This window comes from Clavibacter sp. B3I6, assembly GCF_030816895.1.
Taxonomy (GTDB): domain Bacteria; phylum Actinomycetota; class Actinomycetes; order Actinomycetales; family Microbacteriaceae; genus Clavibacter.
Map to the genome: position 1 here is coordinate 467,731 of NZ_JAUSYL010000001.1, position 17,660 is coordinate 485,390.

At 73.5% G+C, this 17,660-nt stretch carries 16 protein-coding genes and 2 pseudogenes; 5 read left to right on the plus strand and 13 right to left on the minus strand.

What is annotated here, in order from left to right; all coding sequences use genetic code 11:
• Positions 1-861: a DUF1684 domain-containing protein gene (locus tag QFZ62_RS02175; protein WP_307501166.1), complete on the minus strand. Its 861-nt coding sequence runs from the start codon at positions 859-861 to the stop codon at positions 1-3.
• Positions 862-968: 107 nt separating this feature from the next.
• Here QFZ62_RS02175 and QFZ62_RS02180 point away from each other — a divergent pair, with 107 nt between their 5' ends.
• A complete protein-coding gene (locus QFZ62_RS02180; RefSeq protein ID WP_158586975.1) occupies positions 969-1,157 on the plus strand; it encodes a hypothetical protein in 189 nt (62 codons plus the stop codon).
• A 73-nt stretch (positions 1,158-1,230) separates the two neighbouring features.
• On the opposite strand, the gene QFZ62_RS02185 is transcribed toward QFZ62_RS02180, so the two are convergent.
• Entirely contained in the window at positions 1,231-2,901 is a 1,671-nt protein-coding gene (locus QFZ62_RS02185; protein WP_307501168.1) for a bifunctional 3'-5' exonuclease/DNA polymerase, read from the minus strand.
• 247 nt (positions 2,902-3,148) lie between these two features.
• Here QFZ62_RS02185 and QFZ62_RS02190 point away from each other — a divergent pair, with 247 nt between their 5' ends.
• The 3 genes and pseudogenes from QFZ62_RS02190 to QFZ62_RS02200 all read left to right on the plus strand — a co-directional run bounded on the left by QFZ62_RS02190 (position 3,149) and on the right by QFZ62_RS02200 (position 5,441).
• Positions 3,149-3,352: a cold-shock protein gene (locus QFZ62_RS02190; protein WP_012038298.1), complete on the plus strand. Its 204-nt coding sequence runs from the start codon at positions 3,149-3,151 to the stop codon at positions 3,350-3,352.
• A 116-nt stretch (positions 3,353-3,468) separates the two neighbouring features.
• Positions 3,469-3,756 carry a hypothetical protein gene (locus QFZ62_RS02195; RefSeq protein WP_307501170.1) on the plus strand — a complete coding sequence of 96 codons (288 nt, stop codon included), beginning with the start codon at positions 3,469-3,471 and terminating at the stop codon, positions 3,754-3,756.
• A gap of 139 nt (positions 3,757-3,895) precedes the next feature.
• A pseudogene (locus QFZ62_RS02200) lies at positions 3,896-5,441 on the plus strand (sugar transferase).
• Positions 5,442-6,036: 595 nt separating this feature from the next.
• Here QFZ62_RS02200 and QFZ62_RS02205 read toward each other — a convergent pair.
• Positions 6,037-7,383, minus strand: a complete 1,347-nt coding sequence (locus tag QFZ62_RS02205; protein ID WP_307501172.1) for a glycosyltransferase family 4 protein — start codon at positions 7,381-7,383, stop codon at positions 6,037-6,039.
• A 142-nt stretch (positions 7,384-7,525) separates the two neighbouring features.
• Between QFZ62_RS02205 and QFZ62_RS02210 the strand changes: the two are divergent.
• Positions 7,526-7,800 (plus strand): annotated as a pseudogene (locus QFZ62_RS02210) (NAD-dependent epimerase/dehydratase family protein); the annotation flags it as partial.
• A gap of 50 nt (positions 7,801-7,850) precedes the next feature.
• Here the strand turns inward: QFZ62_RS02210 and QFZ62_RS02215 are convergent.
• The 10 genes from QFZ62_RS02215 to QFZ62_RS02260 form a co-directional block, all read right to left on the minus strand.
• Positions 7,851-8,306: a VOC family protein gene (locus QFZ62_RS02215; protein WP_307501174.1), complete on the minus strand. Its 456-nt coding sequence runs from the start codon at positions 8,304-8,306 to the stop codon at positions 7,851-7,853.
• A gap of 25 nt (positions 8,307-8,331) precedes the next feature.
• The gene (locus QFZ62_RS02220; RefSeq protein WP_307501176.1) at positions 8,332-9,306 is read right to left on the minus strand and encodes a ketopantoate reductase family protein; all 975 of its coding nucleotides are present in this window, start codon (positions 9,304-9,306) and stop codon (positions 8,332-8,334) included.
• Positions 9,306-10,157: an alpha/beta fold hydrolase gene (locus tag QFZ62_RS02225; protein WP_307501178.1), complete on the minus strand. Its 852-nt coding sequence runs from the start codon at positions 10,155-10,157 to the stop codon at positions 9,306-9,308. Before QFZ62_RS02225 ends, QFZ62_RS02220 begins: the two co-directional genes overlap by 1 nt.
• A gap of 80 nt (positions 10,158-10,237) precedes the next feature.
• Positions 10,238-11,959, minus strand: coding sequence for a DUF885 family protein (locus QFZ62_RS02230; RefSeq protein ID WP_307501180.1), 1,722 nt, complete (start codon positions 11,957-11,959; stop codon positions 10,238-10,240).
• A gap of 91 nt (positions 11,960-12,050) precedes the next feature.
• Positions 12,051-12,818, minus strand: a complete 768-nt coding sequence (locus QFZ62_RS02235; RefSeq protein ID WP_307501182.1) for an SDR family NAD(P)-dependent oxidoreductase — start codon at positions 12,816-12,818, stop codon at positions 12,051-12,053.
• 25 nt (positions 12,819-12,843) lie between these two features.
• Positions 12,844-13,728, minus strand: coding sequence for a MurR/RpiR family transcriptional regulator (locus tag QFZ62_RS02240; RefSeq protein WP_307501183.1), 885 nt, complete (start codon positions 13,726-13,728; stop codon positions 12,844-12,846).
• 40 nt (positions 13,729-13,768) lie between these two features.
• Positions 13,769-14,722, minus strand: coding sequence for an isoaspartyl peptidase/L-asparaginase family protein (locus QFZ62_RS02245; RefSeq protein ID WP_307501185.1), 954 nt, complete (start codon positions 14,720-14,722; stop codon positions 13,769-13,771).
• Positions 14,722-15,558 (minus strand): M55 family metallopeptidase, encoded by an 837-nt coding sequence (locus tag QFZ62_RS02250; protein ID WP_307501187.1) that lies wholly within the window; start codon positions 15,556-15,558, stop codon positions 14,722-14,724. The genes QFZ62_RS02245 and QFZ62_RS02250 overlap by 1 nt, the downstream gene beginning before the upstream one ends.
• Positions 15,555-16,628: an ABC transporter ATP-binding protein gene (locus tag QFZ62_RS02255; RefSeq protein ID WP_307501190.1), complete on the minus strand. Its 1,074-nt coding sequence runs from the start codon at positions 16,626-16,628 to the stop codon at positions 15,555-15,557. The genes QFZ62_RS02250 and QFZ62_RS02255 overlap by 4 nt, the downstream gene beginning before the upstream one ends.
• Positions 16,625-17,659 carry an ABC transporter ATP-binding protein gene (locus tag QFZ62_RS02260; protein ID WP_307501192.1) on the minus strand — a complete coding sequence of 345 codons (1,035 nt, stop codon included), beginning with the start codon at positions 17,657-17,659 and terminating at the stop codon, positions 16,625-16,627. The genes QFZ62_RS02255 and QFZ62_RS02260 overlap by 4 nt, the downstream gene beginning before the upstream one ends.
• Position 17,660: the final 1 nt, after the last annotated feature.

Consider the following 17,660-nt stretch of genomic DNA (forward strand, 5'->3'; position numbering starts at 1 on the left):
CTAGTGCAGCAGGCCGCCGGCCTTTGCGAGCACGTTCTTCTCCCCCGCCTCGATGGGCACGGCGAAGCGGTTCTGCTTCGGGGGCATCGGGCAGTTGAAGTTGTAGCTGAAGGCGCACGGGGGCAGGTAGGCCCGGTTGAAGTCGAGGGTGATGGTGCCGTCGGGCGACGGCGCGACCATCAGGAAGCGGCCCACCCCGTAGGTCGACTCGCCGCTCGTCGCGTCGGAGAACACGAGCAGGAGCGCACGGCCCTCGCGGAAGGCCGCGAGCGAGTAGTCCACGCCGTCCTTCGTGAAGGTGATCTCCCCCGGCACGACCTTGTCCTTCGTCGCCCCGTCGTCCTTGAGGTGCTCGAAGCCCATGGCCCGCCCGCCCTCGATCGGCGTGAAGTCCGCCTTCACGACCCACTCCTCGGAGTACGGGAAGGCGTCGATGCCGCCGAAGGCGCGGATCGCCTCGGACTGCGCGTCCCACACGCGGAGGGCGTAGGTGCCCTCCTCGCTGGCGATGACGAAGGCCGACACGGTGTCGCTCGCGACGACCGTCGAGGGCTGCGGGTCGTCACGGCCGCGGACGACCGCCTCGCCGTCGACGAGGACGCCGTCCACGCGGATGCCGTCGGCGGCCGACGCCTGCACGCGCAGGCCGGACACGCCGGGCGCGAGGGGCGACCAGGTGCCGGGGATCCCGTAGACCGGCTGCGGGTCGGCATCGGGCGAGAACCACTGCGTGTTGACGAGCGCGAGGTTGCCCTGCGGCAGGACCACCATCTGCTCCCGTCGGGAGCGGTAGACGGCGAGCACCTCCGTGGGGTCGGCGGGTGCGGGGGCGGTCGCGGCGGTGCCGGCGGGATCGGTCATGATCCCATCCTCGCCGCCCGCGGGGTCCCGGCCAAGTCGACGGGACCGAGCGAGAGGCCGTCCCTCCCGGGGTTCCCCGTGGACGGCGGCGAGCGTACGGTCGGACCATGAGCACAGATCACGAGAGCACCTCGACCGACGACGACGGCACGACGACCCACACCGAGGAGCACGTGGAGTCCTCCTCCTCCTCGGTCACCGAGGAGAGCGGATCCGGCGACCAGACCCCCGACGGCTCCGGCAGCAACACCAGCGAGGGCGACGACCACGAGGGCGACGTCGGCTCCGGCGGCTGATCCTCCCGACGCGCACCGCGACGCCCGGTCCCGTGAGGGGCCGGGCGTCGTCGCGTCCGGGCTTTCCGCGCCGTCACTTGGCCTGGGCGTAGTCGTCGACCACCGCGATCGTGACGGGGAAGTCGACGGGCGCGTCGCCGAAGAGGAGCCGTCCGGCCTCGGCGGCAGCCTCCGCCACGGCGGCGCGCACCTCGTCGACGCGATCGTCCGGCGCGTGCACCATCACCTCGTCGTGCAGGAAGAAGACGAGGTGCGGACGGGACCCGGGCCGCTCCAGGGCGGCGAGCCTCCGGCGGAGGCCGGCCAGCCAGCACAGCGCCCACTCGGCGGCGCTGCCCTGCACGACGAAGTTGCGGGTGAAGCGCCCCTGGTCCCGCGCCGCTGTGCGCGCCCGGGCGGCGTCCGCCGCGGACGCCTCCCCGGCGCGGCCGATCTGCTGCACGTCGCGCCACGCGTCCCCGGGCGGCGGGGAGGACCGCCCGAGCCGGGTGCTGACGACGCCGCCGCTCTCCCCCGCACGCGCCGCCTGCTCGACGAAGCCGGTCGCCCGTGGGTAGGCGCGAACGAGCCGGGGCATGAGGCGGCCGCTCTCCCCCGACGTCGCGCCGTACATGGCGCCGAGCATCGCCACCTTGGCGTGCGCGCGCGTGTCCACCACTCCCGCGTCGACGAGTCCCTGGTAGAGGTCGCTGCCGCGCCCGGCGTCGGCCATGGCGCGGTCCTCGGCCAGCGCCGCGAGGACGCGCGGCTCGAGCTGCGCGGCGTCGGCGACAACGAGCTTCCAGCCGGGGTCCGCGCGCACGGCCGAGCGGATCTGCCGCGGCAGCTGCAGCGCGCCGCCGCCGCTGGCCGCCCACCGGCCCGTGACGACCCCGCCGGGGACGTACTCCGGGTGGAAGCGACCGTCGCGGATCCACGTCTCCATCCACGTCCAGCCGTTGGCGGTGAGGAGCCGCGACAGCTTCTTGTGCTCGAGCAGCGGCGCGATGACCGGGTGGTCGATCTCCTGCAGCTCCCATTGGCGGGTGCTCGCGGCGTCGATGCCGGCCCGGCGCAGCGCGCGGAGCACGTCGGGCGGGCTGTCGACGTTGAGGTCGGGCGCGCGGAGGATCTCCCGGATGCGCGCTGACAGCGCCGCCAGCGCCGGGGGCACGCCGCCGTGCGCGGGGCGCCCGCCGAGCGCGTGGACGAGGAGGGCGTCGTGGACGGCGGTGTCCCATGGCAGCCCGTCCGCGGACATCTCCGCCGCGACGAGCGCACCCGCGGACTCCGCGGCGAGCAGCAGGCGCAGCCGGCCGGGCGCCGTGCTGTCGGCGACGGCCCGGAGCTGCAGGCGCAGCTCCGCGACCAGCTCGTCCGGGGAGCGACCCTCCGGGGCGTCGAGGTCGTCGAACAGCGTGGCCGACGAGGAGCGCTCGCGCTCCGCCTGGGGCGCGCGATCCCACGGCCCCGGCGGCGTGCGGGCGAGCTCGCTCTCGGCGGCGGCGGTGGACAGCCGCAGGATCGCATGGGAGAGCCGGAGGTCGTGGCACCTCGCGACGCGGACGCCCGCCTCCACGAGGGCGCGTGCCCACACGGACGTGTCGTCCCAGACCCAGCGGGGCGGGTCCTCGGCTCGCTCGCGCAGGGCCGCGACCGCCGGCCAGTCCCGGGTCGGGACGTCCTGGACGGCCGTGACGGCGCCGGTGGCATCGAGGTCGACGAGCCGCACCCCCTCGGGCGTCCGGGCGACCACGATGTGCATGCCCTCATCATCCCGCCCGCCTCCGACGCTCCGTGACGCCCGCCCGGCCCTCCACGCGGCGTCACGCAGGGAAACACCGGTGGGAATGTGCCCGCATCCCCCATCGCGTGCCGAGGACCCGCTAAGCTCGTCATCAAGTCGTCAGGTCCTCACGATCCGCCCGGTCCGCCGGAGGGGTCACGAGGGGCTTCCGACCCGCGGTCCCGGGTCCCGGGATCGATGCATCTCTTTTGAAGGAAATTTCGTCATGGCAACAGGCACCGTCAAGTGGTTCAACGCTGAAAAGGGCTTCGGCTTCATCGCTCCCGACAACGGAACCGCGGATGTGTTCGCTCACTACTCCGCGATCGCGACGGGCGGCTACAAGTCGCTCGACGAGAACCAGAAGGTGGAGTTCGAGGTCGCCCAGGGCCCCAAGGGTCCCCAGGCTGAGAACATCCGCCCGCTCTAACGCCACCCGCTCACCATCGGTGAGCGACGCACGCTGAGCTTCCGAGGACGGCTCCGACCATGTGGTCGGAGCCGTCCTCTTTTTCGTGCCCGCGCACGGGTGGGGCACCATGGAGCGTGCCCTCCTACCGCATCACCCTGACCGTCGGCGCGCTGCTGCCCGGCGTGGACCCTGCGCGCGTCCTGCCCGCGGCGGCGGACGAAGCCGCCCGGGTCGCGACGCTCGAGGCCAACGACCTGCAGGTCGTCCGCGGTGAAGCGCGGCTCACGGTCCGGTTCACCGCCGAGGACGACGTCTCGGCGGAGCGGATCGCCGCGGCCGTCCGTGCGCGGACGACGCAGCTCGTCGACGTGCCGCGGGCGAGCATCACACGGCGCGACGGCGGCAGCTGGACACGCGTGTGAGCGTCGGCGGATGACCCGATCCCCGGCGGCCGGTGCCCCCCATTGGGGTCTGGTCGCAGGCGGACACGGTGGACGGCTGTAGTCTCGACAGGACGAGCCGACGTGGCCTCAGGGGATGCACCATCGGCGCGGGGGGACGATGATCGAACAGCAGGGGACGCGCGAGAGCGCGTCCATGCCTCGCGACATGCGCGAGGCGGTAATCGAAGCGGACGCCCTCCGGGCGGAGGATCCCGGCCCCGCGCGCGACCACACGTGGCGCCGTCGGTACGCACTCCGTCTGATGCTGACCGACCTGGTCGTGCTCCTCTGGGTCGTCTTCGGCGTGCAGATCGCCTGGTTCGGGTTGGAGACCTCGGACGTGCGGTTCGACGGGAACGTGCAGGGACTGACTCTCAGCTACACGACGCTGTCGGTCATCCTCATCGCCAGCTGGATGTCCGTCCTCGGCATCTACGGCACGCGCAGCTACCGCGTGCTCGGCACCGGGCCCCAGGAGTACCGCCTCATCCTCGACGCGACGATCCGCCTCTTCGGGGTGCTCGCCATCGTCGCGTTCCTCTTCCGCATCGAGTTCGCTCGCGGCTACATCATGATCGCGTTCCCCCTCGGCCTCCTGACCCTCGCCCTCAGCCGCTGGCTCTGGCGCCAGTGGCTGAACGCGCAGCGCTCCCGGGGCGAGTACTCCTCGCGCGTGCTGCTCATCGGCTCCGAGTCGTCCACGGACTTCCTGGCGCGGGAGCTCGCGCGCCAGCCGTCAGCGGGCTACCACGTCGTGGGCGCGTGCGTCCCCTCGGGCGTCATCGCCTCGACGCTCCCCAGCACGGGCACGCCGGTCCTCGGCAAGCTCGACGACCTGCAGGCCGCGATGCGCGCGGTCGAGGCCGACACCATCGTCATCACCAGCAACGACGAGCTGTCGGCCGAGCGGATCCGCGAGCTCAGCTGGTCGCTCGAGCCCGGCCGTCAGCACCTCGTCGTCGCGCCGAGCCTCACGGACATCGGCGGCCCCGCGGATCCACACGCGACCGGTGGCCGGCCTGCCGCTGATCCACGTGGAGACGCCGCGCTACGAGGGCACGAAGCTGTTCGCCAAGCGCGCGTTCGACATCGTCGCCAGCTCCCTCCTGCTCCTCGTAGCCTCCCCTGTTCTCCTCGCCATCTCGATGACCATCCGCCTCAGCACGCCCGGTCCCGTGCTGTTCCGCCAGGAGCGGGTGGGCATCAACGGGCGGCCGTTCCAGATGCTGAAGTTCCGCACGATGGTGACGGACGCGGAGGCCCTCCTGCTCGCCCTGCAGGACCAGAACCGGGACGCCGGCAACTCCGTGCTCTTCAAGATGAAGGACGACCCGCGGGTGACGCCCGTGGGCCGCTTCCTCCGCCGGTACAGCCTCGACGAGCTCATGCAGCTGGTCAACGTGCTGAACGGCAGCATGTCCCTCGTCGGGCCCCGCCCGCCGCTGGCGCGCGAGGTGGAGACCTACGAGACGAAGGTGCACCGTCGGTTCCTCGTGAAGCCCGGCATCACGGGACTCTGGCAGGTGAGCGGGCGCTCGAACCTCTCCTGGGAGGACAGCGTGCGGCTCGACCTCTACTACGTGGAGAACTGGTCGATCGTCGGGGACCTCGTGATCCTGTGGAAGACCGCGCGTGCCGTGGTGGCGCGCGAGGGGGCGTACTGACGCATGAGATGCGAGAGGGCATGGTCGTCCAGCGCGTAGAGGGCTGAACCTCGATGTGCATCGGGGGGCTCGGCCTCCCATGAGGGCGATGGGGTCGATCATGATCACCGATGGGCTCGTGTTCCATCCTCCGCTGCTGGTGCATCGCTCGGGGTTTACGGACCAGGTGCGTTCGTGCTGGTCTGGCGCGCGAGACGACACGGCTCGTCCGTCGCCGGCTGGACCCGCGCGAGCCCGTGCAGAGCGACGGGGACAGCCCGTTGACGGTGGATCCCTCGAGACGGCGGCCGCATGGACACCTGTCGATCGAGAGGACCTGGTCGAGGATCGCGGAGGCGTTCCATCTCTCATCCATCGTGATGCCCGACCTGCGCCACCGAGCACGGTCGCGACCTCGACGCCCGGCCGTCCTGCTCGTGCGGAGCGTCGCGTCGCCTACCGTCGCCGACCGTCGCCGACACGGCATCGACGGCGATGCCGCGGTAGGCGCCAGCCAGTGGAGGATGCACGAGGCTGACCTCGAACAGGACTGCTCGATGCGACCGTCGCGTCTCAGAGGTGGACGTCAGCGCGGCCGCACGTGAGGAGGGGTGCCTCAGGAGCTCGATCGGCCGGATGGTCTCCTGGGTGCCGATGTCGGCGCGGGACGCGTGACGGACTCGCGCCCCGACCCGCCGTCGGACAGCGCCTGGGCGAAGCGCACGTATCGGGCGTGTGCGCTGACGGGCGCGGCGCGGCTCTGCAGCATGCGCCGGGTCGCGGTGGAGAGCCGGGCAGCTTGCTCTGCGTGCCACCGCATGTGCAGCGCCGCCTGGAGGAGTCGCTCCGGGTTCCCCGGGGGGATGATGGCGGCGGTCTCGTGCTCGCGCACTGCGCTCGCGGTGGTCCCGGCGGCCTCGACCGCTGCGATGATCGGCCGCTTGCAGCTCACGTAGGAGACGAGTTCGCCGGGCATGCTCGTCGCGCCCATGCCGGGGCTCTCGCTGAGCAGGAGCGCGTCCGCCGCCGCGAGTGCGTACGGGTAGTCGTCGCCTGCGATCGGCTGGACGAAGCGCAGCGAGCGGATGCCGGCGCCCAGGGCCTCGAGAGCGACGCGCTGATCGCCCACGCCCGCCAGGACGAATTCGATCCCGAGATCACGCGCATCGGACAGGCGGGCAGCCTCGACGACCGACTCGAGCCCTCGCTCCACGCCCATGTCGCCGGTGTGGATCACGGTGAAGGCGTCGCGCGCCCAGCCGAGACGCGTGCGGGCGGCGGCCGTGGAGATGTCGGCCGAGGCGAGGGGCGTGGAGTTCGGCAGGACGGAGATGCACTGCTGGTCCACGCCCTGGTCGATGAGGCGGTCGCCCAAGGTCGACGTGACGACACCCACGCGATCGGCCCGGCGGAGCAGGGAGCTCTCGGCCCTCGCGACGAGGCGCGATGCCCGGCTGCCCGTGGTGCCGGGGTCCGCTGCGGCATCTGCGGTGAGATCCTGCACGACCACTCCGAACGGACGGCCTCCGCGGCCGAGGGCGCCCGCAACGAGTCCGCCCAGCGAGGGTGTGACCGCGATGACGACATCGCTCGTGTCCCGGCGCACCTCGCGGAGTGCGCCGCGGAGGAAGCTCGAGTCGAGCTCGCCGCGGCCGACGAGTTCGGGCGGCTCCGGAGTGGAGCGCCGGATGCGGGTGATGCGGACGCCGTCGCGCATCTCCTCCCACCACCGGCCCCCGGCCACGTGCTCCTCCTGCAGTCGCCGCTGGGCATGGCGCGGGCTGCCCGTGATGACGTGCACGGACGCCCCCGCGCCGATCAGCGCCTCGGCCATCGCCGTGGTGTGCGGCGCGATGCCGGTGGTCTCCGGCCAGTAGTCGATGCCGATCACGCAGACGCTCAGGCCCGTCAGATCCGGCCCCGTCCGCGTGCGCGCGATGTCAGCATTGCTCACTTCCCCCATGGGGTCATTGTGGCATCCGGCAGTCGACTCGCCGTCAACCGATCCGCGTGAGGGCTGACGGGGCGTCGTGGCGTCATGACGGAGCTCGCAACCGGTACCGGCGCCCGCGTCGGAGGCGCGCGACGCCGTCGCGTCCACCCCCGTGCCGCTCGACCGGTCGGCCCGCATCCACGTGGCCGGGCACCGCGGCCTCGTCGGCTCGGCGATCGCCCGCCGGCTCGAGGCCGAGGGCTTCACGGAGATCGTCGGCCGCACCTCCGCGGAGCTCGACCTGGACCGCGACGCCGTCTTCGCGTTCGACGCCGCCGAGCGGCCGGTGCGCGTCGTCCTCGCCGCCGCCGAGGTGGGCGGGATCCTCGCGGACAGCACCTACCCGTGGGCGTCCTCAGCGACGACCTGCGGATCCGGGTCGATGTGCGCGGCGGCCGTCGTCGTGTCCGGCGGCCGGGTCGACGGCGCCCGCGGCCTCAGGCGCCGTCGGCCGCCCGTCGCAGCCCGGCGATGTCGAGGCGCCCCATGCCGAGCATCGCCTCCTGGGCGCGGGCGGCGCGCTCCCGGTCGGGGTCGCCGAGGAGGGCCGGCAGGATCGAGGGGACGACCTGCCACGAGACGCCGAACGGGTCCGTGAGCCACCCGCAGCGTCCGGGTGCGCCTCCGTCGTCGACGAGCGCGTCCCAGATCCGGTCGAGCTCCTCCTGCGTCTCGACGGGGACGGAGAGCGAGAACGCGGGGGTCTGCGGGTAGAGCGGTCCGCCGTCGAAGAGGATCACGCGCAGCCCGTCGAGCTCGACGGTGGCCGAGGAGCCGGGTCCGTCGGCGTCGGACGACTCGACGACGCGCGACCGCGGGAGCACGGCGGCGTAGAGCGCCGCCGCGTCCCGGACGCGGCCGTCGAGCCAGAGGAACGGGGTGATGGCCTGCATGACGTCCTCGTCTCGGGTCGGGCGCTCAGCGTACCGCCGCGGAACCGCCCGACGGGAGGGCGGCCACCCGGGCCGCGAGCTCGTCGAGGTTCGCCACCTCGCACGTGCGGCGGCCCTCCTCGATGTCGTGGATCATCTCGACGATGATGTCGAAGACCGGGCCCTGGATGTCACGGTGCACCTGGTCGACCTCGGTCTTCCGCCGCCGCACCATGAGGTCACGGTAGATCCCGCTGTGCGTCTTCGCGCTCCGCCGGTTGAAGGCGGCGAGGCGGTCGAGCGAGCCCTCGAGGTCGTCGGGCTCGAAGCCGTCGAAGCCCTCCACGCGGACGGGCGCCTGGGCGAGGACCTCGCGGGCGAGCGCGAGCATCAGCGGGCGGTACGCGTCGCGGTCGAGTGTGTCCGCGATGGGGAGGTCCGAGACGGCGCCGGCCCAGAGCATGGCCCCGTACACCTCCTTGCCCCAGAGGTACCCGAGCACGTTGCCCGTCGGCTGCGCGTACGGCAGCGCGTCCGTCATCTCGCGGACGCGCGGCGTGACCTCCCCGCCGGCCAGCTCCCCCACGTGGAACGCGGCGACGTTCCCCTGCAGGATGCGACCGGGTCCGAGCAGGTCGGCGCCGACGTTGACGAAGCTGGAGACGACGCACTCGGCACCGAGGACCTCGACGAGCACGTCGGCCGTCAGGCCGTTCTGGACCGTGAGGACCCAGCCGTCGGGTGCCAGCCGGTCCCGCAGCAGCTCGGCGGCCGACGCCGTGTGCAGGCTCTTCACGGCGACGACGGCGTGGTCGATGCGGTCGGGCAGCTCGTCGGGGGTCACGGCGTCCACCCGAACGGTGAACTCCTCCACCGGTCCCTCGATGCGCAGGCCGTGCTCGCGGATCGCGCGGACGTGCTCGGCGTCCTGGTCGCACAGCAGCACGCGGTGGCCGGCGCGGGCCATGTGCGCGCCGAGGGTGCCGCCGATGGCGCCGGCCCCGATGACGACGACGTCCATCAGACGACCTCGGCGATCGGGTGGACGCGATCGAGGAACGTGCGCAGGGTCCGCTGGAACAGCTCCGGCTCCTCGGTCTGCGGGGAGTGCCCGGACCGCTCGAAGACGACGAGCTCCGCGTCCGGGATCAGCGACGCGATGGTCTCGGAGGAGCTGACCGGCGTGACCCAGTCGCGGCGGCCGACGGTTACGAGGGTGGGGACGGCGATCCGCGGCAGCCGGTCCTTCACGTCGTACGCGCCCCAGTTGTGCTGGAAGCACCAGTTGTGCGCCTCGTGCCGGTAGATGCCCGCCTCGACGCGCGCGGCCGACCTCACGGGGTCGTAGTCGTAGTCGTAGAGCGGGATGATCTCCGCCCACCGCGCCTTCAGGTCCTCGTCGGAGGTGATGCGCCCCGACCAGTACCGGTCGAAGCTCTCCCAGTCGATCTCGACGCGGTCCTGCTGCCGGGCGTTCTCGAACGCGAGCTCGAGGTTCGAGCCGTCGGGCGAGGTGTCGCGGAGGATGATGCCGCTCACGTGCTCGGGGTAGGCGATCGCGTACTCGAGCGCGATGAACCCGCCATAGGAGCCGCCCGCGATGATCACCTGCTCGACCCCCGCCCACTGCCGGATGCCGTCGACGTCCGCCGCCCACTGGGCGTGCGAGTACGGCTCGATGCCCTCGCTCCGGCCGCAGCCGCGCGCATCGAAGACGATGACGCGGAAGCGGTCGGCGAGCGGGCCGAACGTGGAGCGGGGCTCGGCGAGGGAGCCGATGCCGCCGCCTCCGTGGTGGGCGATGATGACGGGCGCGTCCTCGGGGCCCATCACCTCCACGTTGAGGCGGCAGCCGTTGATCGTGATGTCCATGTGTCCTCCTCGGGACGGTTCGCGTGCGGGACGGGATGCGGGGCGGGTCGGTGCGGGTCGGGGATGCGGTCGCTCGACGGTCAGCCGACGAGGCCGTCGCGCCAGCGGGTCACGGTGCGCTCGAGCACCGACAGCGGCACGGCGCCGTCCCCGAGCACGACGCCGTGGAAGCCGGGCAGCGTGAAGCGGTCGCCGAGGACGGCGCGGGACTCCTCGCGGAGGCGCAGGATCTCCCGGCGGCCGATCATGTACGCGAGCGCCTGGCCGGGCCAGGAGATGTAGCGGTCGACCTCGCTCTGCACGTGCGCCCGGGTGGTCGCGGTGTGCGCCCACATGAAGTCGACGCCCTGCTGCCGGGTCCAGCCCAGGTGGTGGATCCCCGTGTCGACCACCAGCCGACACGCGCGCAGGGCGAGGAACGACAGCATCCCGAGGCGCGAGACGTCATCCGTGTACAGGTCCATCTCGTCGGCGAGCTGCTCCGAGTAGAGGCCCCAGCCCTCGTTGAAGCTGCACGCCTCGACGTCGAGGTGGCGGCGGTAGCGCGGGATGTCGAGGGTCTGCGCGGTGGCGAGCTGCAGGTGGTGACCGGGCACCGACTCGTGGAACGCCAGGCACTCGTACTCGTAGCGGTAGCGCGTCGCGGGGTCCGTCGCGAGCAGGCAGTGCGCGCCGGGACGGCTGCCGTCGACGGCCGGCGGGCGGTAGTACGCGAGGGCCGAGTGCTCCGCCTCGATGGGGTTGATGACCTCCAGGACGCAGTCGCGGATGTCGTACGGCGGGAACAGGAGGGGGCGGGCGGCCTGCGCGCGGTCGAGGGCGGCCTGCGCCACGTCGATGATCTGCTGGCTGGTCTCGAAGCGGAGCGCGGGGTCGTCCCGCATGCGCTCCGCGATGCGCGGCAGCTCGCGCTCCCCGAGGGCCCGCCCCCCGATCTCCGCCCAGCGCGGCACCATGTCCTCCAGCACCTCGAGGCCGATGCGGTGGATCTCCTCGGGGTCGAGGTCCGTCGTCGTGTGCCGGCGGACCGCGTCGAGGTAGCCCGCCTCGCCGCCCGCGGTGTGCTGGATGCCCACGCGGTCGTCGGGCCGCGCGCCCGGGATCAGCTCGTCGCCGAGACGGGACGCCAGCCGGGACATCGCCGGGCGGATGGACGCCTCGACCGTCCGCCTGGCGCGGTCGGCCGCGGCTCCGGCCGCCGGGCTCCCCGCGCGGGTCGGCGCGAGCAGGGCGTCGTCGTCGACCGGGAGCGCGAGGTACCCCTCGAGCTGCTGGACGGCGTGCGCCAGCCCCATGCGCGTCGAGGGCCGGCCGGCGGCCGTCTCCTCGGCGTAGCGGTCGCCGAGCGCGTCGAGGACGCCCGCGATGCCGTCGAGCCGGGAGAGGTACCGGTCGGCGCCCGCGGCGTCCTCGATCGTCATCGCGGGGACGGCCTGGAAGACGAGGCCCTGGCGGCTCACGTAGCCCTTGGCCGACGCGTTGGCCGCCCACAGCGAGTGGCGGGCGTCGTCGGACGCCCCGCGGGCGAGGACCCGGAGGACGTCGCGGTCGGTGCGCTGGGCGTCGTCGAGCCCGGCCTCGTCGAGGGCGGCGGCCTCGTCGGCCACCGCGGCGAGGTCGGCGGCCGCCTCGGCGCTCGCGGCGGCGCTCGGGTCGCCGGCCAGGTGGTCGAACTCGTCGATGCCGAGGAGGGTCGCGTTGTAGGGGTCGTACGTGTGCTGCACGCGGAAGTAGCGCTCGCCCAGCTCGGCGAGGCGGTCGGCGGCGGATGCGGGCGCGGGAGCGGGGACGCGGTCGGGCATGGGGTTCCTGTCGGGACGTGGCGGGGGGGGGGGGGGCGAGGGGCCGAGGGGGCGGCGACGGCGCGGCCGGGCGGACGCGGCGCGCCGGGGATCAGAAGAGCGAGTGGCCGCCGTCGATGGAGAGGGTCTGGCCGCTGATCCAGCCGGCGTCGGGGTGGGCGAGGAAGACGACGCCCCGCGCGATGTCCTCGGGCGTGCCCGTGCGGCGGACGGGGATCCTCTCGAGCAGCGCCCGCTGGCCGTCCTCGCCGTACGACTCCCACTGCGCGACCGTGGTCGGGTTCGAGAGCACGAAGCCCGGGGCGATGCCGTTGACCGTGATCCCGTGCGGCCCGAGCTCGTGCGCCATCTGACGGGTGAAGCCGATCTGCGCGGCCTTCGCGGAGGCGTAGGCCTGGATCCCCGTGAGGCTGACGCTGCGGCCCGCGCCCGAGGAGATCACGACGATGCGGCCGGAGCCGCGTGCCTTCATCGAGCGCGCGGCGGCGCGCGTGCACGCCATCGTGGTCGTGAGGTTCGCGCGGACGACGTCGTCCCAGGCCTCGTCGGTCAGCTCGTCGATGGGCGTGTGCGTCTGGCCGACGACGCCCCCCGCGACGTTGACGAGCACGTCGACGTCGCCGACGCTCCGGAAGAACGCCTCCACCTCCGCGGTGACGCTGAGGTCGACCGTGTCCCGGTCGACGCCGTGGACGCGGGCGCCCGCGGCGGTCAGGGCGTCCGCGATCGCGCGGCCGATGCCCTGCGCCGTGCCGGTGACGACGGCGGTGCGTCCGGCGAACGGGAGGGCGGCGGATGCGGCGGTCGCGGCGGACGCGGGGGCGTCCGACGTTCGGTCCGCGGTGGCGGTGTCGGTCATGCGGGGTTCCTGTCTTCTTCGGGGATCACGGGACGTCGCCCGGGACGGGCGGCTCGGCGTCGCCGGCGCGGTAGGCGCGGAGGATGTGCACGGACTCCTCCCACTGGCGCATCCGCTCCAGTCCGGACTCGCCGGTGGCCTGCAGCACCTGCTCGACCAGCGCCTCCAGGAGCACCAGGAGCGCCGCCATGGAGTCGAACGGGATGCCGTCGACCTTCACGGGGAGCACGACGTCGGCGCCCTCCGCGGCGGGGCTCAGCCACTGGTCGGTGATGATGATGGTGGAGGCGCCCTGGCGGCGCGCGAGCTCCGCCGCCTCCTTCGCCGCGAGCTCGTAGCGGCGGAGGTCGATGATGATCGCCACCGACCCGCGACCGAGCCGCAGGTAGCGCCCGATGTCGTGCCCGAGCGGCTCGCCCACGAACTCGATGCCAGGCACCACCTGGTCGAGCTGCGTCGCGAGGAGCATCGCGAGGAAGCGGCTGAAGTAGCCGCCGGAGACGACCACGTGCTTGGGCTTCCCGGCGAGCAGCTGCACGGCGCGCTCCATCTCGCTCGGCGGCACCGTCTCGTGGAGGCCCTCGACGAGCTGGATCCGGCTCGCCGTCGACCGCGAGAACAGCTCCCCGTCCTCCGCGGTCGAGCGGCTCCGCGTGGTGCGGGTGACCGGGCTGTTCATGTGGTGCGTGATCTCGTCGCGCAGCCGCTGCTGGAAGTCGGGGTAGCTGCCGATGCCGAGCCGCGTGACGAGGCGCAGCACCGTGGGGGTGCTGGTGCCCGCGGCCTTGGCGAGGGTGGCGGCGCTGCCGAGGCCCGCGCTCGGGTAGCTCGCGAGCAGCGTGCGCGCGACCTTCCGCTCGGCGGGCGTGAGCTCGTCCATCCGGGCGAAGATCTCTTCCTTGAGGGGCATGTTCCGTCTTTCCGTCGGGGGTGGGCGGGATCGTGCGCTCCTATGTGAGCACGACCACGCGTCCGTCCTGCGGGAACGCGGCGAAGAGGGTCGGCGAGTTGTGCGCGATGACGAGCGTGCCGTCGCCGCCGACGGCGACGAGCCCGCCGCTGGCGCCGCGCGTCGTGAGCTCCGCCTCGACGGTGGCCCGGACGGCCTCCTCGAGCGTGGAGCCGAGGTACGCTACCCGCGACGCGATGTCGTGCGACACCACCCCGCGGAGGAACGACTCGCCCTCGCCCGTGCAGGACACGGCGGCCACGCCGTCGCGGGCGTAGGTGCCCGCGCCGATGACGGGTGTGTCGCCGACGCGGCCGATGCTCTGGTTGACCATCCCGCCCGTGCTGGTCGCGGCGGCCAGCGCCCCCGTGCGGTCGCGGGCGACCGCGCCGACCGTGCCGTGGCGGGCCCCCTGGAGGAGGTCGGCCCGGACACGCGCGAGCTGCTGCCGGCGGGCCTCGGTGACGAAGTAGTCCGCGTCCGCGGTCGCGAGCCCCCAGTCGGCCACGAGCTCGGCGGACGGGTCGACGAGGAGCACGTGGTCGGTCTCCTCGAGCACCGCGCGGGCCGCGAGGACCGGGTTCCGGGCGTGCCGGGACACGGCGACGGCGCCGGCGAGGCCCGCCCCCGTCATGACCGCGGCGTCGAGCTCGGCGTGCCCGTCGGCGGTGAGGGCGGCACCGCGCCCGGCGTTGAACAGCGGGTCGTCCTCCAGCTCGAGGACGGTGGCGCACACGGCGTCGAGGGCGGATCCGCCGCGCGCCAGCACCGCGCTCCCCGCCGCGTGGGCCCGGCGGAGGCCCGCCTCGAACGCGGCGGCCTCCTCCCGGGACAGCTCGAGGATCCGCCCGCCCGCGCCGCCGTGCAGCGCGAGCGCCGTGCCGTAGGGCCCGGGCGGCACGCTCCACGACCGCGTCGGACGCGGCGCCTGCGACGACTCCTCGGAGGTGCCCATCAGCGGCCCCCGGCCTGCCGGGTGATGTAGTTCACGGCGACGAACGAGCGGAAGACCTCGAGGAGGTCGTCGCCCTCGATGCGCACCCGGCGGTCGGCGGACTTCTCGGCGCCCCGCACCCACGCGGCGACGTCGGCCATGTCGGCCGTCTGCACGTCGAGCTCGAGCACCGCGGGGCGCGCGATCCCGGGGAGCCGCATGCCGCTCTCCGCGACCCGGCGCACCGCCTCCTCGGCGCCCGCCCGGATCTGCCGGCACGACTCCTCCGGGTGCAGGTTCAGCGCGCTGAAGCGGGTGATGGACTCCTTCGTCTGCACGTGCACGGCGTCGGGCGCGAACGGCTCGGTCTCGGTCCAGGTGACCTGGTCGCCGGAGACGAACGCGATGGGCACGCCGTGGTGGTCGGCGACGAGCGCGTTGATGCCGCTCTCCCCCACCTCGGTGCCGTTGACGCGCGCGCCGGCGAAGACCTCCGGGTTGTAGGTGTGCGACATGGTGGACGGCGGGCCCGAGATGGAGCCGTGGTAGCCGACCAGGAAGATCGCGTCGAACGTGTCGTCGAGGCCCTGCATCATGTAGCCCGGCTTGTGGCGCCCCGAGAGGTACCGCGCGCCGCCCGCGATGCGACGCGGGTCGAGGTTCGCCATGCGGCTGTGCGAGTCGTTGAGCACGATCTCCGTCGCACCGCCCGCGATCGCGCCCTCGATGGCGGCGTTCACCTCGGCCTGCAGGAGCTCGCAGCCGAGCGCGTAGGCCGCGCCGCTGTCGGGCCGGCACTGCTCCCAGTCGACGACGCCGGCGACGCCCTCCATGTCGAGCGACATCCAGATCCTCATGCGTTCCCCTGTTCCTGTGTGACGGCGCCCGCGGGGGCGTCGAGCTCGTGGGCCCGGATGCACGCGCTCGCGTGTCCGGGCGAGACGGCCGCGAGGGCCGGGTCGGTGGTGCGGCACGCCGCGACGGCGTACGGGCAGCGCGGGTGGAAGCGGCAGCCGCTCGGCACCGCGAACGGACTCGGCGGCTCGCCCTCGAGCACGGCCTCCGCGTTGACGCTCCCGGCGGACATCCGCGGGATCGAGTCGATGAGCGCCCGCGTGTACGGGTGCCGCGGGTCGCGGAACAGCTCGTCGGTGTCGGCGACCTCCACGATGCGGCCGAGGTACATCACGGCGACCCGCTGGCTGAGGTGCTGCACGACGGCGAGGTTGTGCGCGACGAACAGGATGCTGAGGCCGAGCTCCCGCTGCAGCCGGGCGAACAGCTCGAGGATCGTCGCCTGCACGGACACGTCGAGCGCGGACACCGGCTCGTCGGCGATCAGGATGTCGGGCCGCACGGCGAGGGCGCGCGCGATGGCGATCCGCTGGCGCTGGCCGCCGGAGAACTGGCTCGGGTAGGCGTCGAGCGCGTCCTCCTCGAGGCCCACGAGGTTGAGGAGCCGGACGCTCTCGGCCCGCGCCTCGCGGCGCGGGACGATGCGGTGCAGGAGGAGCAGCTCCGCCAGCATCGCGCCGACGCTGATCCGCGGGTTGAGCGAGGAGTACGGGTCCTGGAACACCATCTGGATCCGCCGGCTCGCCTCCCGGTCGCGGCGCGCCGGCATGGGCGCGCCGTGGTACTCGACGTCGCCGGAGGTGGGCGCCGTGCTCCCCACGAGGATCTTCGCGAGCGTCGACTTGCCGGAGCCCGACTCCCCCACGAGCGCGAGGATCTCGCCCTTGCCGAGGTGCAGCTCGACCCCGTCGAGCGCGGTGAGGTGCGAGCCCGGGGAGCCGCCGCGCGTGAGCTGCGACAGCACGGATCCGCCGACCCGGTAGGTCTTGGTGACGTCGGCGACGCGCAGCACGGGCGGCGCGTCGGGCCCGGTGCCCGCGTCGGCGGGACGACCCGCGACCACGGCGCTCACGCGGGCACCCCGAGGAAGATGCGCGACGACTCGATGCAGGCCGCCCGGTGGTCGGGCGCCACCTCCTCGAAGGGCGGCATCGCCGCGGTGCACGCGTCGACCGCGAAGGCGCAGCGCGGCGCGAACGGGCAGCCGGACGGCCGGTTCCGGACGTTCGGCGGGAAGCCCGGGATGGCGATGAGCTCGCGGTCGGGCTGGTCGAAGTCGGGCGCCGAGTCCAGGAGGCCCTTCGTGTACGGGTGGCGCGGGTCGCGGAACACGTCGGCGACGCGGCCCGCCTCCACGACGCGGCCGGCGTACATGACGGCCATGTCGGTGCAGGTCTGGTTGACCACGGCGAGGTCGTGGGTGACGAAGGCGAGGGCCGCGCCCGTCTCGACGCACAGCTGCTCGAGGAGCCGGAGCACCTGGTGCTGCACGGTCACGTCGAGGGCCGTGGTGGGCTCGTCGCAGAGCAGCAGGCGCGGGCGGCACGAGAGCGCCATCGCGATCATGACCCGCTGCCGGAGCCCCCCGGAGAGCTCGTGGGGGTAGGCGCGCGCCCGCCGCGCGGGGTCGGGGATGCCCGTGCGGGCCATCATCTCGATCGCGAGCTCCAGCGCGGCCTTCCGGGACAGCCCGAGGTGGCGGCGCGGGCCCTCCGCGATCTGCTCGCCGACCCGCATGACGGGGTTGAGGGCGGTCATCGGCTCCTGGAAGATCATCGCGATGCCGGGGCCCATCAGGAGGCGCCGCCGGGCGGCGGGCATCGGCACGAGGTCCACGCCCTCGTACAGGATCCGCCCCGACAGCACCTCGACGCCCTTGGGGAGGAGCCCCGCGATGGCCCGGAGCGTCAACGACTTGCCGGACCCGGACTCCCCGACGATGCCGAAGCGCTCGCCCTCCAGGACCTGGAACGAGAGGTCGTCGACGATGGCGGTGGGCGGGCCGCCGCGGTGGCGGATGCCGAGCGTGAGGTGCTCCACGCTGAGGAGCACGGTCGCGGACGCCGGAGCGCCCAGGGCGCCGGCGGGTGTCGCGTCGGTCACG

What these genes read in the sequence shown, in the direction of transcription:
- QFZ62_RS02185 (WP_307501168.1), bottom strand. Translation starts at nt 2,901, where the DNA reads ATGCACATCGTGGTCGCCCGGACGCCCGAGGGGGTGCGGCTCGTCGAC.
- QFZ62_RS02225 (WP_307501178.1), bottom strand. Translation starts at nt 10,157, where the DNA reads ATGGACATCACGATCAACGGCTGCCGCCTCAACGTGGAGGTGATGGGC.
- QFZ62_RS02190 (WP_012038298.1), top strand. Translation starts at nt 3,149, where the DNA reads ATGGCAACAGGCACCGTCAAGTGGTTCAACGCTGAAAAGGGCTTCGGC.
- QFZ62_RS02215 (WP_307501174.1), bottom strand. Translation starts at nt 8,306, where the DNA reads ATGCAGGCCATCACCCCGTTCCTCTGGCTCGACGGCCGCGTCCGGGAC.
- QFZ62_RS02240 (WP_307501183.1), bottom strand. Translation starts at nt 13,728, where the DNA reads ATGCCCCTCAAGGAAGAGATCTTCGCCCGGATGGACGAGCTCACGCCC.
- QFZ62_RS02250 (WP_307501187.1), bottom strand. Translation starts at nt 15,558, where the DNA reads ATGAGGATCTGGATGTCGCTCGACATGGAGGGCGTCGCCGGCGTCGTC.
- QFZ62_RS02175 (WP_307501166.1), bottom strand. Translation starts at nt 861, where the DNA reads ATGACCGATCCCGCCGGCACCGCCGCGACCGCCCCCGCACCCGCCGAC.
- QFZ62_RS02180 (WP_158586975.1), top strand. Translation starts at nt 969, where the DNA reads ATGAGCACAGATCACGAGAGCACCTCGACCGACGACGACGGCACGACG.
- QFZ62_RS02245 (WP_307501185.1), bottom strand. Translation starts at nt 14,722, where the DNA reads ATGGGCACCTCCGAGGAGTCGTCGCAGGCGCCGCGTCCGACGCGGTCG.
- QFZ62_RS02235 (WP_307501182.1), bottom strand. Translation starts at nt 12,818, where the DNA reads ATGACCGACACCGCCACCGCGGACCGAACGTCGGACGCCCCCGCGTCC.
- QFZ62_RS02220 (WP_307501176.1), bottom strand. Translation starts at nt 9,306, where the DNA reads ATGGACGTCGTCGTCATCGGGGCCGGCGCCATCGGCGGCACCCTCGGC.
- QFZ62_RS02205 (WP_307501172.1), bottom strand. Translation starts at nt 7,383, where the DNA reads ATGGGGGAAGTGAGCAATGCTGACATCGCGCGCACGCGGACGGGGCCG.
- QFZ62_RS02230 (WP_307501180.1), bottom strand. Translation starts at nt 11,959, where the DNA reads ATGCCCGACCGCGTCCCCGCTCCCGCGCCCGCATCCGCCGCCGACCGC.